At 69.1% G+C, this 14334-nt stretch carries 15 protein-coding genes; 5 read left to right on the forward strand and 10 right to left on the reverse strand.

Annotation, left to right across the window (positions count from 1 at the left end; translation table 11 throughout):
- Positions 1 to 227: 227 nt before the first annotated feature.
- From E2F49_RS10325 to E2F49_RS10340, 5 genes are all read left to right on the forward strand, one after another.
- Positions 228 to 3680 carry a hybrid sensor histidine kinase/response regulator gene (locus tag E2F49_RS10325; protein WP_133393807.1) on the forward strand — a complete coding sequence of 1151 codons (3453 nt, stop codon included), beginning with the start codon at positions 228 to 230 and terminating at the stop codon, positions 3678 to 3680.
- A gap of 73 nt (positions 3681 to 3753) precedes the next feature.
- Positions 3754 to 3891: a hypothetical protein gene (locus tag E2F49_RS16400; protein WP_165971198.1), complete on the forward strand. Its 138-nt coding sequence runs from the start codon at positions 3754 to 3756 to the stop codon at positions 3889 to 3891.
- 172 nt (positions 3892 to 4063) lie between these two features.
- Positions 4064 to 5002, forward strand: a complete 939-nt coding sequence (locus tag E2F49_RS10330) for a DegV family protein (RefSeq protein ID WP_133393808.1) — start codon at positions 4064 to 4066, stop codon at positions 5000 to 5002.
- A gap of 277 nt (positions 5003 to 5279) precedes the next feature.
- On the forward strand, positions 5280 to 5621 hold the full coding sequence (locus tag E2F49_RS10335) for a hypothetical protein (protein WP_133393809.1): 342 nt from the start codon (positions 5280 to 5282) through the stop codon (positions 5619 to 5621).
- Positions 5622 to 6308, forward strand: coding sequence for a Dph6-related ATP pyrophosphatase (locus tag E2F49_RS10340; protein ID WP_133393810.1), 687 nt, complete (start codon positions 5622 to 5624; stop codon positions 6306 to 6308).
- Here the strand turns inward: E2F49_RS10340 and E2F49_RS10345 are convergent.
- The 10 genes from E2F49_RS10345 to E2F49_RS10390 all read right to left on the reverse strand — a co-directional run bounded on the left by E2F49_RS10345 (position 6292) and on the right by E2F49_RS10390 (position 13557).
- On the reverse strand, positions 6292 to 6816 hold the full coding sequence (locus E2F49_RS10345) for a GNAT family N-acetyltransferase (RefSeq protein ID WP_133393811.1): 525 nt from the start codon (positions 6814 to 6816) through the stop codon (positions 6292 to 6294). The genes E2F49_RS10340 and E2F49_RS10345 overlap by 17 nt on opposite strands.
- 146 nt (positions 6817 to 6962) lie before the next feature.
- A complete protein-coding gene (gene fghA / locus E2F49_RS10350; RefSeq protein WP_133394111.1) occupies positions 6963 to 7793 on the reverse strand; it encodes an S-formylglutathione hydrolase in 831 nt (276 codons plus the stop codon).
- 17 nt (positions 7794 to 7810) lie between these two features.
- A complete protein-coding gene (locus tag E2F49_RS10355) occupies positions 7811 to 8125 on the reverse strand; it encodes a DUF3658 domain-containing protein (protein WP_133393812.1) in 315 nt (104 codons plus the stop codon).
- The gene (locus tag E2F49_RS10360; protein ID WP_133393813.1) at positions 8122 to 9246 is read right to left on the reverse strand and encodes an S-(hydroxymethyl)glutathione dehydrogenase/class III alcohol dehydrogenase; all 1125 of its coding nucleotides are present in this window, start codon (positions 9244 to 9246) and stop codon (positions 8122 to 8124) included. The genes E2F49_RS10355 and E2F49_RS10360 overlap by 4 nt, the downstream gene beginning before the upstream one ends.
- Positions 9247 to 9265: 19 nt before the next feature.
- Entirely contained in the window at positions 9266 to 9541 is a 276-nt protein-coding gene (gene frmR / locus E2F49_RS10365) for a formaldehyde-responsive transcriptional repressor FrmR (RefSeq protein ID WP_133393814.1), read from the reverse strand.
- Between the two features lie 58 nt (positions 9542 to 9599).
- The gene (locus E2F49_RS10370) at positions 9600 to 9824 is read right to left on the reverse strand and encodes a hypothetical protein (RefSeq protein ID WP_133393815.1); all 225 of its coding nucleotides are present in this window, start codon (positions 9822 to 9824) and stop codon (positions 9600 to 9602) included.
- A gap of 52 nt (positions 9825 to 9876) precedes the next feature.
- On the reverse strand, positions 9877 to 10689 hold the full coding sequence (xth, locus tag E2F49_RS10375; RefSeq protein ID WP_133393816.1) for an exodeoxyribonuclease III: 813 nt from the start codon (positions 10687 to 10689) through the stop codon (positions 9877 to 9879).
- A 17-nt stretch (positions 10690 to 10706) separates the two neighbouring features.
- Positions 10707 to 10925 (reverse strand): hypothetical protein, encoded by a 219-nt coding sequence (locus tag E2F49_RS10380; protein WP_055251226.1) that lies wholly within the window; start codon positions 10923 to 10925, stop codon positions 10707 to 10709.
- Positions 10926 to 10989: 64 nt separating this feature from the next.
- Positions 10990 to 12786: a GGDEF domain-containing protein gene (locus E2F49_RS10385; protein ID WP_243713568.1), complete on the reverse strand. Its 1797-nt coding sequence runs from the start codon at positions 12784 to 12786 to the stop codon at positions 10990 to 10992.
- A gap of 138 nt (positions 12787 to 12924) precedes the next feature.
- Positions 12925 to 13557 carry a glutathione S-transferase family protein gene (locus tag E2F49_RS10390; protein WP_133393817.1) on the reverse strand — a complete coding sequence of 211 codons (633 nt, stop codon included), beginning with the start codon at positions 13555 to 13557 and terminating at the stop codon, positions 12925 to 12927.
- Between the last annotated feature and the right edge of the window lie 777 nt (positions 13558 to 14334).

Raw genomic sequence — 14334 nt, forward strand, 5'->3', positions numbered from 1 at the left:
TGCGCTCAGACATGGGCTGCTCTACGGCCACGCCAGGCTCCGGTGCTCGGCTCGCTTTACGGCTCGCACGTCAAAGGCTGGAAGCCACGGCAAAAGCAGCGGCAACGGCAACGGCAACGGCAAAGCAAAAGCAAAGGATGCGCCCACTGCAGGCGTGTAGCCACTGAGCCTGCCCACGCCACGCCCCCGCCCCGTACACTCGCTCGTCGGAAATCGAAGGGGACGGGATGCTGCCGGGCTGGGTACTGCTGCTGGTCTCGCTGGGCTATGCCGCGCTGCTGTTCGGCGTGGCCTGGTATGGCGATCGGCGTCCGCTGTCGCCGGACCGGCCATGGCTGCGCACGCTGGTCTACAGCCTCGGGCTGGCGGTGTACTGCTCCTCGTGGACGTTCTACGGGGCGGTCGGCACCGCGGCCCGGCAGGGGCTGGGCTATCTGCCAATCTATCTCGGCCCGCTGCTGCTGTTGCTGTTCGGCTGGCGGATCCTCGAGCGGCTGGCGCTGATCGCGCAGTCGCAGAACACGGTCTCGATCGCCGACTTCATCGCCTCGCGCTACGGCCGCTCGCAGCGCCTCGCGGTGATGGTCGCGCTGATCGCGCTGGTGGCCGCGGTGCCGTATCTGGCGCTGCAGTACAAGGCGGTCGCGATCAGCCTGGGCGTGCTCGGCGGGCCGGACGATCCGGTGACACCGTTCGGCGATCCGGCGTTCTACGTCGCGGCCCTGATGGCGCTGTTCGCGATCCTGTTCGGCACGCGCCAGGTCGATGCGACCGAGCATCGCCCCGGCATGATGCTGGCCGTCGCGCTGGAATCGCTGGTCAAGCTGGTCGCGCTAGTCGCGGTGGGCGTGTTCGCGATCGCCTGGTTCGACAGCCACGATCTCAAGCTCGTCGAGGCGACGCGGGCGCTGGTCGACAACGCGCCGCCGAGCAGTTTCGTCGCGCAATGCCTGCTGGCGTTCGCGGCGATCATCTGCCTGCCGCGACAGTTCCACGTGGCCATCGTCGAGTGCGGCGACGTGCGCGACATCCGCCGGGCGCGGTGGCTGTTCGGCGGGTATCTCGTGATCATCTGCCTGATGGTGCTGCCGATCGCCAGCGCCGGCGTCGCGCTGTTCGGGCGCGACGGTCCGGTGGCGCCCGACAGCTTCGTGCTCGCGCTGCCGATGGCGGTCAATGCCGATTCGCTGGCGCTGTTCGCCTATATCGGCGGCTTCTCGGCGGCGACCGGCATGGTCATCGTGACCAGCGTGGCGCTGGCGACGATGGTCAGCAACGATCTGGTGATGCCGTTGCTGCTGCGCCGCGGCTACGCCGAACGGCATGGCGGCAACGTCGCGCGCACGGTGCTGTGGATCCGCCGCATCGCGATCGTCTGCCTGGCCAGCCTCGCCTACGGTTACTACCGCGCCAGCGGCACCGAGACCACGCTGGCCGCGTTCGGCCTGATGGCCTTCGCAGCCGTCGCGCAGTTCGCGCCGGCGCTGATCGGCGGCCTGTACTGGCGTGGCGCGAGCCGGCGCGGTGTCGAAGTCGGCCTGCTGATCGGCTTCGGCGTGTGGACCTACACGCTGCTGCTGCCGACCTTGACCGCATCGGGCTGGCTGGATCCGCGCTGGCTGGAGACCGGACCGTTCGGCATCCACTGGTTGAAGCCGCAGGCGCTGTTCGGCCTCGCCGGCTGGGATCCGCTGACCCACGGCACCTTCTGGTCGCTGCTGCTCAACGTCGGCGCCCTGCTGCTGGTGTCGGCGCGCTTCCGCCCCACGCTCGACGAGCGCCTGCGCGCCGCGCCGTTTCTCGATCCCTATGCCGAGCGCCGCACCTTCGCGTCCGAGGAGTGGAGCGGCAACGTCCGCATCGCCGACCTGCTCACGCTGACCGGCCGCATCGTCGGCGAGCGCACCGCGCGCGCGGCCTTCGACGAACAGGCCCAGACGCAGGGCAAACCGCTCACCGGCAATGCACCCGCCGATCGCACCTGGCTGCAGTTCACCGAGCGCCAGCTCGCCGCGGCGGTGGGCGCGTCGTCGGCACGTTTGCTGATGACCAGTGCGCTGAAGGGTTCGGGCATGGAGGTCGACGAAGTCGTCGCGATGCTCGACGAGGCCGGCCAGGAACTGCGCTTCAACCGCGAAGTGCTGTCCTCGACGCTGGAGAACATCGACCACGGCGTCAGCGTGGTCGATCGCACGATGCGCCTGGTCGCGTGGAACCGCAGTTACCAGCGCCTGTTCGGCTATCCCGACAACATGCTCTACGTCGGCCGCCCGGTCGCCGATCTGATCCGCTACAACGCCGAGCGCGGCGAACTGGGGCCGCGCGACGTCATCGACATCGACACCGAGATCGACAAGCGCATCGCCTACATGCGGGCCGGTTCGCCGCACGTGTCCGAGCGCGTGCTCGGCAACGGCCAGGTCATCGAACTGCGCGGCCAGCCGTTGCCCGGCGGCGGTTATGCGACCAGCTACAGCGACGTCACCGACTACAAGCGCGCCGAGCGCGAACTGCGCGAGATCAACGAGACGCTGGAACAGCGCGTCGCCGACCGCACGCGCGAGGCGGAAGCCGCGCAGGAATCGCGCTCGCGTTTCCTCACCGCGGTCAGCCACGACGTGCTGCAGCCGCTCAACGCGGCGCGGTTGTTCACCTCGGCGCTGCGCGAAACCCAGGACGGCGCGGAACAGAAACACCTGGCCGAGCGCGTCGACACGTCGCTGCGCGCGGCCGAGGAACTGCTCGACGGTCTGCTCGACGTGTCGCGTCTCGACGCCGGCGCGCTGAAGCCGGAGATCAGCGATTTCGACGTCGCCGAACTGCTGCGCCAGCTCGCCGGCCAGTACGCGCCGATGGCCAAGGCGCGCAAGCTCGAGATCCGCCTGCATGCGCCGTCCACGCCGGTGCGCAGCGACCGCCGCCTGCTGCGCCGCGTGCTGCAGAACTTCCTCGCCAACGCGCTGCGCTACACCCGCAGCGGGCGCATCGTGCTGTCGGCGCGCACGCGCGGCGACACCGTCGCGCTGCAGGTCTGGGACACCGGGCCGGGCATCCCCGAGCACCACATGAGCCAGATCTACGACGAGTTCCACCGCTACGAGCAGCACTTCGACTGGGACGGTCGCGGCCTGGGCCTGGGTCTGTCGATCTGCCAGCGCATCTCGCGCCTGCTCGGCCACACGCTCGATGCGCGCTCCACCGTGGGCCGCGGCAGCATGTTCTCGATCACGGTGCCGCGCAGCACGGTCGCCGTATTGCCGTCGGCAGCGACGCCCGCGCCGCTGCACGACGAATCGCTGCGCGGCCTGCGCGTGCTGTGCGTGGACAACGACGACGACATTCTCGCCGGCATGCGGGCGCTGCTGCGGCGCTGGGGCGTGGAACCGCTGTGCGCGAAGACCATCGACGAGGCCATCGCCTGCATGGACGAATCGCCCGACGTGCTGCTGGTCGACTATCACCTGCACGACCGGCTCGACGGTCTGGACACGCTCGACACGTTGCGCGGCATCGCGCCCGACGTGCCCGGCGCGCTGCTGACCGCCGACGGCAGCGACACGCTCAAGCAGACCGCGCGCATCCGCGGCTATCGCGTGCTGACCAAGCCGGTCAAGCCGGCCTCGATGCGCGCCTTCCTCGGGGCGCAGCGACGCGCGGCCGGCCGGCGCGCCGACGCCTGAGCGGCGCCGGGTCATCACCGGCATCACGCGGCGCTGTCTAGCATCGGGCGCCTCCCCGCCCCGGACCGCCGCCATGAGTTCCAACGAAAAGACCCCGAAGCCGCCGATGACAAAGCGTCGCCGCGTATTCCTGTTCGGCGCCGCGGTCGCGATCGTGGTGCTGCCGATCGTGATCTACATGGTGGCGTTCGGCGTGGGCGGCGACGCCTGAGACACTGCCCGCGGCGACGGATTTCCGTTGCCCCGCACGCGCCGCGACCGCCGCCGGCCATTCCGGCGGCCCCGGCCGATCGCGTACAGTGCACCCACGGGCGGCCACCGCCGCCCCGCCGCGATCCTCCGGCACAGGCGGACGCGGCATCGCTTCCCGGGGGAAACCGCTCATGCGCATCGGAATCGTCGTCGACTCGGCCTGCGACCTGCCACCCGACTGGCTGGCGGCGCACGGCATCCATCTGCTGCCGGTGACGGTGCGCATCGGCCAGTCGCAGTTCGTGGACCTGCGCGACGAACGCGCCACGCTCGACTTCATCGACAGCCATGTCACGGGACGTCATACCGCCGAGACGTCGGCGTTCCCGGCCGAGAAGATCAAGGCGCTGTTCCTCGAGCAGCTGGTCATTGACTACGACTACGTGTTCTGCCTGACGGTCACCCGCCACCGCAGCCAGATCCACGAGAACGCGACCCACGCGAGCTTCGCGATCCTCAACGAATACAAGCCGGTGCGCGCGCAGGCCGGGCACACCACGCCGTTCGCGCTGCGCATCGTCGACTCGCAGCAGGTGTTCGCCGGGCAGGGCATCCTGCCGGTCGAAGCGGTGCGTCTGCGCGATGCGGGCGCGACGGCGCCGGAGATCCGCAGCCGCCTCGAATTCCTCGCCGAGCGCAGCTATGCCTACATGGCGCCGCGCGATCTGGGGTATCTGCGCGCGCGCATCAAGCATCGCGGCGACCGCAGCGTGAGCCTGCTGGCGGCCCTGATCGGCGGCGCGCTCGACATCAAGCCGATCCTGCACTGCCATCGCGGCGACACCGGCCCGGTCGGCAAGATCCGCGGCTTCGAATCGGCCGCCGAAAAACTCTTCGCGTTCGCGGCCGATCGCGTGCGTGCCGGCCTGCTCACGCCGACGCTGTGCCTGAGCTACGGCGGTGAACTGGAACAGATGCGCGCCCTGCCCGGTTACGCCGCACTGGTCGCGGCCTGCGACGAGCACCATGTCGAACGCTTCGAAACGGTGATGAGCCTGACCGGCATGATCAACGTGGGTGCCGGCTCGCTGACGGTGGGATTCGCGGCGCCGCCGCATGCGTTCGCGTAGGGCATTCTCTGCCGCATATGTGCGCGGATAGCATGGACGCAACGGCCAAGCACCGTCGCCCCAGCGGCTTTCAACAGACGAATGTCTGATCAAGCTGGGGCCCATCTTGATCTTGACCTTGGCCGCGAAAATGGGTCCCAGCGTTCGCTGGGGCGACGAGGTCGTAATTCTTCCGCACTATCCGAGCAAATCCGTGGCCAACCCCCTTCCCGCATGACGGATTTATAACGCACCCCGTTGCTAGGCTGCGGGCATCGCTTCCGCCGATGGACCCCGCATGAGCACCCGCTATCTGATCCGCCTGCCCGAACCCGACCAGGCCCGTGCCTCGGGCGAACATGCCCTGCGTGCGCAGGGCGCGGCCGGCATTGCCGCCGAGGTCCAGGATGCGCTGCGCGGCGACGCGCTGTTCGCACGCTGGCGTGACCGGCAGCCGGACCCGGACGAGGTGGACCAGGCGCTCGGCGTGACCGATCCCGCGGCCCAGGTTACCGGCGAGGACCGCGATCTCGGCGTCGATCTGGTCGTGACGACGTCGATTTCCAGCACCGTGCTCAAGCATCGCCTGCGCCTGCTCGCCGGCAGCGCATGGGAGCTGCGCGACGTCCGCGCGGGCTGAGTGACGGCTTCGCGCACGCCCGTCCTGCTGTCGTGGAGTGGCGGCAAGGACGCGGCGTGGACGCTGCACGTCCTGCGGCAACGTGACGATGTCGAGGTCGTCGGCCTCGTCACCACGATCACCGAAGGGTTCGAGCGCATCTCGATGCAGGGCATCCGCGTCGAGGTGCTGCACGCACAGGCCGCGGCGGCCGGACTGCCGGTCGTCGAGGCCCGGATTCCGCAGCAGGCGGACAACGGAATCTACGAAGCGCGGTTCGCCGATGCGCTCGCCCGCGCCCGGCTGCGCTGGCCTGATCTGCGCAAGCTGGCCTTCGGCGACCTGTTCCTGGCCGACATCCGCGCCTGGCGCGAGGACTTCTGCGCGCGCCAGGTCTGGACGCCGTTGTTTCCGCTGTTCGGCGCCGACACTTCAGCACTCGCACGCGTGATGCATGCCGGTGGATTGCGCGCCGATCTGTGTTGCGTGGATACGACGCAGCTCGACGGCAGCTTCGCTGGGCATGCCTTCGATGCGACGTTGCTCGCGACGCTGCCACAGACAGTCGATCCCTGCGGCGAGCGCGGTGAATTCCATACCTGCGTCTCGGCGGGCCCGATGTTCGCCGCACCGCTCGATCTGAAGCGGGGCGAGACCGTGCTGCGCGACGGACGATTCGCCTACACCGATTTCATCCTGGCGACCTGAAGGCTTCGCGCGACAGGCGCATGACTTGGCAGTCGTCGTCGCCGAAGCGCCACGGCCCGATGTCGACGAAGCCCAGCCGCGCATAGAGCGCGCGTGCGCGCGTGTTCGAGGCGAGCGGATCGAGCAGCACCGCGCCGACGTCCGCATCCGCGAACGACAGGCGCAAGGCGTCCTGCAGCATTCGCGTGCCGTGGCCTTGTCCCAGTGCATCGGCCTCGCCGATCCAGATGTCGATCGCGCGAGACGGCGTGGCTGCATACGCGGGATGCGCGGCCAGCCAGTCGGCCCAGTAACCGTCGTCGGCGCGCGCGGGATCGGCGATCTCCATGAAGCCGATCGGCCGTCCGTCGAGCTCGGCGATCAGCTGCCGGCGCCAGGCGGGTCGGCGCAGCAGCTCGGTCGCCCAGCCCCAGTCGTCGTTGGGATCGGCGGCGACGACCTGCGGCGCCTCGTCCCAGCGCTGCAGCAGCGCGAGGTCGTCGATGGTCGCCTCGCGCAGCTGCAGCATGTCAGAACCTGTTCAAGATCCGTCGCGAGCGCCGCCAGATGATGCGCGGCGGAGCGGAGGGAGCGGAGTGTATGTGTAGATACATGAGCATTCCGAGCACCGTACGCGCTTCAGCTGGCAAGCGCAGCAGGATATTGACCAGGTTCTCAGGCCTTCAGTGCGCGCGCATGATGCGCGACATGCTCGCCGATGAAGCTGGCGATGAAGTAGTAGCTGTGGTCGTAGCCCGGCTGCAGACGCAAGGTGATCGGATGTCCCGCCGCCTCGCAGGCGGCCTGCAGCAGCTGCGGCCTGAGCTGGCCGTCGAGGAACTCGTCGGTATCGCCCTGGTCGATCAGCAGCGGCAGGCGCTCGGCCGCATCGGCGACCAGCGCCGTCGCGTCGTATGCCTTCCACGCGTTGCGGTCGTCGCCCAGATACGCGCCGAAGGCCTTCTCGCCCCACGGCACCTGGCTGGGCGCGACGATCGGCGAGAACGCCGACACGCTGCGGTAGCGGCCGGGGTTCTTCAGCGCGATCACCAGCGCGCCATGCCCACCCATCGAGTGACCGCTGATCGCGCGCGCATCGCTGACCGGGAAATTCGCTTCGATCAGCGCGGGCAGCTCGTGCACCACGTAGTCGTACATGCGGTAATGCGCGGCCCACGGCTGCTGCGTGGCATCGACGTAGAAGCCGGCGCCCTTGCCGAGGTCGTAGCCCTCGGCATCGGCCACGTCGTCGCCGCGCGGACTGGTGTCCGGCGCGACGATGATGACGCCGTGCTCGGCCGCGTAACGCTGCGCACCGGCCTTGGTGATGAAGTTCTGCTCGTTGCAGGTCAGGCCCGACAGCCAGTACAGCACCGGCAGCTTCGCGTGTTCGGCCTGCGGCGGCAGGTACACCGCGAAACGCACGGTGCTGTCCAGCGTGGCCGAGCGATGCTCGTAGACGTCCTGCCAGCCGCCGAAGCTGGCGCGATGTTCGACGCGTTCGATCGTCATCCCGGGCGCCCTCAGCCTGCCAGCCGGATCTCGAACGTCTTCAGGTCGTCGGCATTGCCGCGTCCTTCGATGCGTCCGGCTTCGATCAGCGTGTGGATGCGATGCGTGTAGACCGCTTCGGGCAGGTCTTCGTGCGCATCCGGCGCGGCGATCATGACGCCGGCGGTGATGAAGCCGGCCTTCTTCCAGTCGCGGGTCAACGCGGCGAGGATCGCGCCGTCGATCACGCCGATGTCCTGTGCGTCGAGGCGCTCGATCGCCTCGCGTGCGTCGTCCTGTGCGCCGTCGAGCAGCGCGGCCAAAGCGGCCTTGTCGAGGCCGCTCATGCGTAGTGCACCACGGAGCGGATCGACTTGCCCTCGTGCATCAGGTCGAAGGCTTCGTTGATCGCGTCCAGACCCATGGTGTGGGTGACGAACGGCGCCAGCTCGATGTCGCCCTTCATCGCGTCCTCGACCATGCCCGGCAGCTGCGAGCGGCCCTTGACGCCACCGAACGCGGTGCCCAGCCACTTGCGGCCCGTCACCAGCTGGAACGGACGCGTGCTGATCTCCTGGCCGGCGCCAGCGACGCCGATGATCACGCTCTGGCCCCAGCCGCGGTGCGCGCATTCGAGCGCGGCGCGCATGACCTGGGTGTTGCCGATGCACTCGAAGGAGTGGTCGACGCCCCAGGTCGTCATCTCGACGATGACCTGCTGGATCGGCTTGTCGAAGTCCTTCGGGTTGATGCAGTCGGTGGCGCCGAATTCCTTGGCGAGTTCGAACTTCGACGGGTTGGTGTCGACCGCGATGATGCGACCGGCCTTGGCCTGGCGCGCACCCTGGATCACCGCCAGGCCGATGCCGCCCAGACCGAACACCGCCACCGAATCACCTTCCTGCACCTTGGCCGTGTTGTGCACGGCGCCGATCCCGGTGGTCACGCCGCAGCCGAGCAGGCAGACGTGTTCCGGATTCGCGTCCGGATTGATCTTCGCGAGCGAGACTTCGGCGACGACCGTGTACTCGCTGAAGGTCGAGCAGCCCATGTAGTGATAGATCGGCTCGCCGTTGTAGGAGAAGCGCGTGCTGCCGTCCGGCATGACGCCCTTGCCCTGGGTGGCGCGCACGCTGACGCACAGGTTGGTCTTGCCGCTCTTGCAGAACAGGCACTCGCCGCACTCGGCGGTGTACAGCGGAATCACGTGATCGCCCGGCTTGACCGAGGTCACGCCCTCGCCGACGTCGACGACGATGCCGGCGCCCTCGTGGCCCAGCACGGCCGGGAAGATGCCTTCGGGGTCGTCACCCGACAGCGTGAACGCATCGGTGTGGCAGACGCCGGTGTGGGTGATGCGCACGCGCACTTCGCAGGCCCTGGGCGGCGCGACGTCGATCTCGACGACCTTGAGCGGCTCGCCGGCGGCGAACGCCACGGCGGCGCGGGACTTGAGGGTCTGGGACATGCGGGAACTCCTGGACGTGTTACTTCAGATAGGTGCGCACCAGCGCGACGGCATCGTCGACGCTGGCGCGGCGGTGTTCGGGCGAGTCGCTCGGCTGGCCGAGTTCTTCGCGCAGATGGCTTTCGAGCACACCGGACATCAGTCCGTTGACCGCGCCGCGCAGCGCGGCGAGCTGCTGCAGCACCGGGCCGCAATCGGCACCCGCTTCCAGCGCGCGCTCGAGTGCATCGAGCTGGCCGCGCATGCGCCGCACGCGGGTGAGCACACGCTTTTTCTCTTCCGGGGAATGCGGCATGGCGACCGTCTCGATACTCCCGGGGAGTATACGCGCCCGCATCCGCGCTGTCGAAGTCTCAGCCGGTGGGCGACTCGTCGGGGATCAGTTCGGCCGCCACCAGCAAGCGGTGCACGCGGTCCTGCACGTAGGCGTCGTGCTCTTCGGGCACCTGCTCGATCAGCGGCTTGGCTTCTTCGGAGAACGCGTCGAGCACGGTCTCGCGCGGCCGCTCCGCGAGCAGCGCCTCCAAGCGGCCGCGCAGGCCTTCGAGCATGGCGTCGATGTCGGACAGGGTCTTCATGGACTCAGCCTGCGACGACGACCGTTGCGCCGGTGTAAACGCCGCGTCGGGCTCAGCGCGACGGAGTCTTGGGCACGCGGACCCGCGCCCACGTCGGCGCATGGTCGCTGGCTTTCTCGCGCAGCCGGACGTCGCGGTCGACGCCGACTTCCACCAGCCCCTCGGCCAGCACCGGGTTGAGCAGCAGATGGTCGATGCGCAGGCCGCGGTCGCGCTCGGCGTGCTGGCGGAAATAATCCCAGAAGGTGTAGATCACCTCGTCCTCGAACACCGCGCGCAGCGCGTCGGTCCAGCCCTGCGCCAGCAGGTCGGCGTAGGCGGCGCGGACCTCGGGCTGGATCAGCGCATCGCGCTTCCAGGCCTTGGGGTCGTAGACGTCGATGTCGTCGGGTATGACGTTGAAGTCGCCGATCAGCGCGACCGGATGCGGCAGGTCGACCAGGCTGCGCGCGTGCCTCGCCAACCGCGCCATCCAGCGCAGCTTGTAGTCGAACTTCGGGCCGGGCTGCGGATTGCCGTTGGGCAGGTACAGCGCGCCGACGACGACGCCGTGCACGGCCGCTTCCAGGTACCGCGCCTGCGTGTCCTTCGGCTCGCCCGGCAGCTCGCGCCGGCTCTCGATGGGCGTCGCGCCACGTGCGAGCAGGGCGACGCCGTTCCACGAGGCCTGGCCGTGCCAGATGGCGCCGTAGCCGGCGTCCTCGATCGCGGCGATGGGGAAGGCGGCGTCGGTCGCCTTGAGCTCCTGCAGGGCGACGATGTCGGGCTGCGCCTCGCCCAGCCACTCGAGCAGGTGCGGCAGGCGTGCGTTGATGCCGTTGACGTTGAAGGTGGCCAGGGTGCGGACCTGCGTGCGGGCAGCCATGCGAGCACTCCTGTGCGTCAACGCGGCCAGCGGCGCGCCGGCGTGCGCGTGGCCGCGAGCACCAGCACCGCCGTGGACAGCAGGATGCCCGAGACCAGGCCACCGATCGCGAGCAGACCAGCGGTGGACACCGACACGGTGGCGTCGAGCGAGGCGCCGCCGATCCGCGCGCGGACGGCCGCGCTGTGCATGCGGCCGGCATCGGGATGCGGCACGGGCAAGCGGTCGTCTGCCATGGCGAGAAGCTCCGGAAGCGGAGCGTCGATGCTCGCAGGCCGCGTGTGAACACCTGCGCGCGGCTCAGCGCTCCAGCACGTGCACCGGCACGCCGCGTCGTTTGGCCTCGCGCTTGGCACGCGCAGCGCTGGAGGCGATGTCCTCGGCCCCGCCGCGCTCGCCCGGAGCGACTTCGACGATGCCGATCGTCAGCGTGGTCAACGGGAAGGTCGCATACCGGCCGCTGCGGTCCTCGCCCTCCAGCACGCCGCGCGCGCGGTCCTCGGGATCGAACAGCGCCAGCGCCGCGGCATTGAACTCGCCGACCACCCGCTCGCTGCGCCGCATCCAGTCGTCGCTCTGCATCAGCATCACGAAATCGTCTCCGCCGACGTGGCCGACGAAATCCCAGCGCGGGTCGGCGTGGCGCAGCAGCGTGGTCGCGACCAGCTGGATCATGCGGTCGCCGAGGAAGTAGCCGTACTGGTCGTTGTAGGGCTTGAAGTGGTTGAGGTCGCAATAGCAGGCGACGAAGCCCTGGCCCGTCTCGACGAGTCGACGCACGTGCTCGGTGATCGGAATGTTGCCCGGCAGCTGGGTCAGCGGATTGGCGTAGCGCGCCGCGTCGATGCGCAGCTCGGTCACGCGCCGCACCAGCGCCTCGCCGGTGCCCACGCCGCGATAGCGGCCGTTGTCGGTGATCACGAAGCCGTCGTAGAGGTAGCGCTGGTCTTCGCCGAGCAGGATCTGCGACATCTCGTCGAGGCTCTGGCGGATGTCGCACAGCACCGGCGAGGCGTTCATGTGCATGGTGCAGGGCTTGCGACCCAGCAGCTCGCGCGCGAACGGCGCGGCCATGTGTTCGTTGAAGGCGCGCCGGTTGATCAGGCCCACCGGCAGGTCGTGGCGGTCGACGACCGGAATCGCGGTCAGCTGCGGGTTTTGCCGGAACAGGATCTCCGCCTCGTGGTTGGTCGCGATGTCGCGGATGCTCGGCGCCTCGATCAGCATGTGCTCGGCGAGGATCCGCCGGAACGCGCTGGGACGGTCGTTGCGCGGCCACACTTGCAGCTTGTCGCCGGCGGTGGCGCGCACCGCCTCGGGCACGTCGCGCGACGGCGTCGCCGCGGGCCGGCCGAGCAGATAGCCCTGCACCAGCGGGATGCCGAGATCGCGCAGCACGCGCAGGTCCTCCACGCGCTCCACGCCTTCGGCGATCAGCTCGGTGCCGAAGCCGTCGGCCACCTGCACCAGCGCCTTGAGGATGTTGAGGCGGCCGGCGCTGTCGGCCAGACCCTGCACCAGGAAACGGTCGATCTTGACGAACTCCGGCGACAGCTCGTGCCAGAGCTCGAAGTTGGAATGGCCGTTGCCGAAATCGTCGAGCGCCACGCGCACGCCGGCCGCGCGCAGATAGCCGATCGCGTGCGCGAGCTGCGCGCAGTCCTCGACGATGTCGCGCTCGGTGATTTCGACGACGAAGTTGCGCAGGTCGTGGCCGCTGGCCTGCAGCGCTTCGAGGACCTGCTGCGGGCGCGTGGTGCCGCCGAGGATGGCGTGTGCGCTGAGATTGACCAGCAGCAGGCCGCCGCCGGCGAAGTCGTAGCCGTCGGCGGCGGCGCGCACCGCGCGGGTCTCGAGTTCGCCGAGCGCGCCTTCGGCGCGCGCACGGTCCAGCAGCTGCAACGGCGAGGTGCCGTCGACCGGCCGCATCAGTGCTTCGTGCGCGATGACGCGATGGTCCTGCAGGCGCACGATGGGCTGGTAGACCATGCCGAACGCGGCACTGGCGGCCGGCGCCGGATCATCGACGGCGGCAATGGCGATGGCGCTCATGCCGGCAGACACCGGCACGCGGAAACGGAGGACGGCATGGGACATCCCGGGTCGTGGGGCTGGCTGACTGACCGGGGGAAGACAGTGCAGGACCGGGCGATGCGGAACGGGCCCGTGCCATCCATGGCGGAGGGCATTGCAGCGGGAGAATGTGACAGCGGCATGTCGGATGCCGCATGCGCGTCAACCGCTGGGCGGCATCCCCGCGTCGTCGAGCGCACTCGCACGCTGCCACGCCGGACGCGCCTGCAGCCGTTCGACGTAGGCCGCGAACGCGGGCCGCGGCGGCAGCGACTTGAACATCTGGCCCCAGGCGATCTGCGAGCCCGCATAGACATCCGCCGCGGTGAAGCGGTCGCCGGTCAGCCACGGCGACGCCGCGGCCGCGGCTTGCTCGAGCGTATCGACGGTGCGTTCGAAACTGCCGTAACCGGCCATCCGTGCACGCTCCGGCGGCGCCAGCAAGCCGAGCGACTTGGCCGTCACCGCCGCTTCCAGCGGACCGGCCGCGAAGAACATCCAGCGGTAGTAGGCCGCCCGCGCCGCCGGCGTCGGTGCGGGCAGCAGACCGGCCTGCGGAAACGTCTCGGCGAGATACGCACAGATCGCCGCGGCCTCGGTCACCACCACGCCGCCGTGCACCAGCGTGGGCACCTTGCCCATCGGATTGATCGCGCGGAACGCGGGCGCCTCGGTGCCGCCCTCGAAATCGACGATCTCGACCCGGTACGGCTGACCCACTTCCTCGAGCATCCAGCGCGCAATGCGACCGCGCGACATGGGGTTGGTGTAGAGGATCAGGTCGTCGGCGCTCATGGCGGATCCCGGAGGCGGAGCGGTGGAGTGTGCGCTTGGGCGGTGTCGGCGACAAATTCCGGTGACCAGCGCCCTCCGCCTGCAGTCGGCGCCTCTGCTTACGCGTTGCTTTTTCCCGTTGCTGTTGCTGTTGCTGTTGCGGTTGCCGTTGCTGTTGCTGTTGTTGTTGTTGTTGTTGTGGCTGTGGCTGTGGCTTTCAGCCCTTGATGTGCGAGCCGTAAAGCGAGCCGAGCATCGCAGGACGACGGGGTCGGAGAGCAGCCCATGTCTGAGCGCAGCGAGTTTGGGCTGCGTGCCCCGTCGTCCGAGAAGCGCAGGGGACCGATGCGGCTGTATCGCATCGGATCGCGTCCGGCGAAGGCGGTTTGACTCACGCCTCCGGCGTTCGCCCTTCGGGCCGGCTTCGCCGTTCGCCAGCGCCTACGCGCTGTCGTGCTTCCTTTTGACAAGACAAAAGGAAGCCGCGCGCGGCGCGTGCGGAAGCCTTGGGTTTGATCTTGATTCTGCTTTTATGCTGGTGGGGCGAAGGCCAATGCCAAGGCAAGTGCAGAGCTTTCGCCCGCTGCGCGTGCGAGTTTCTTTTGGCGGGACCCAAAAGAAACCAAAAGGTCCCTTCGCCGGACGCGATCCGCCGCCTGGAGCCGCGGCGGTCCCCTCCGCGCCTCGCCTGTCGCGGCACGCAGCCCAAACTCGCTGCGCTCAGACATGGGCTGCTCTACGGCCACGCCAAGCTCCGGTGCTCGGCTCGCTTTACGGCTCGTGCGTCAAACGCTGAAG

The sequence above is a fragment of the Luteimonas terrae genome (assembly GCF_004358165.1).
GTDB lineage: Bacteria > Pseudomonadota > Gammaproteobacteria > Xanthomonadales > Xanthomonadaceae > Luteimonas > Luteimonas terrae.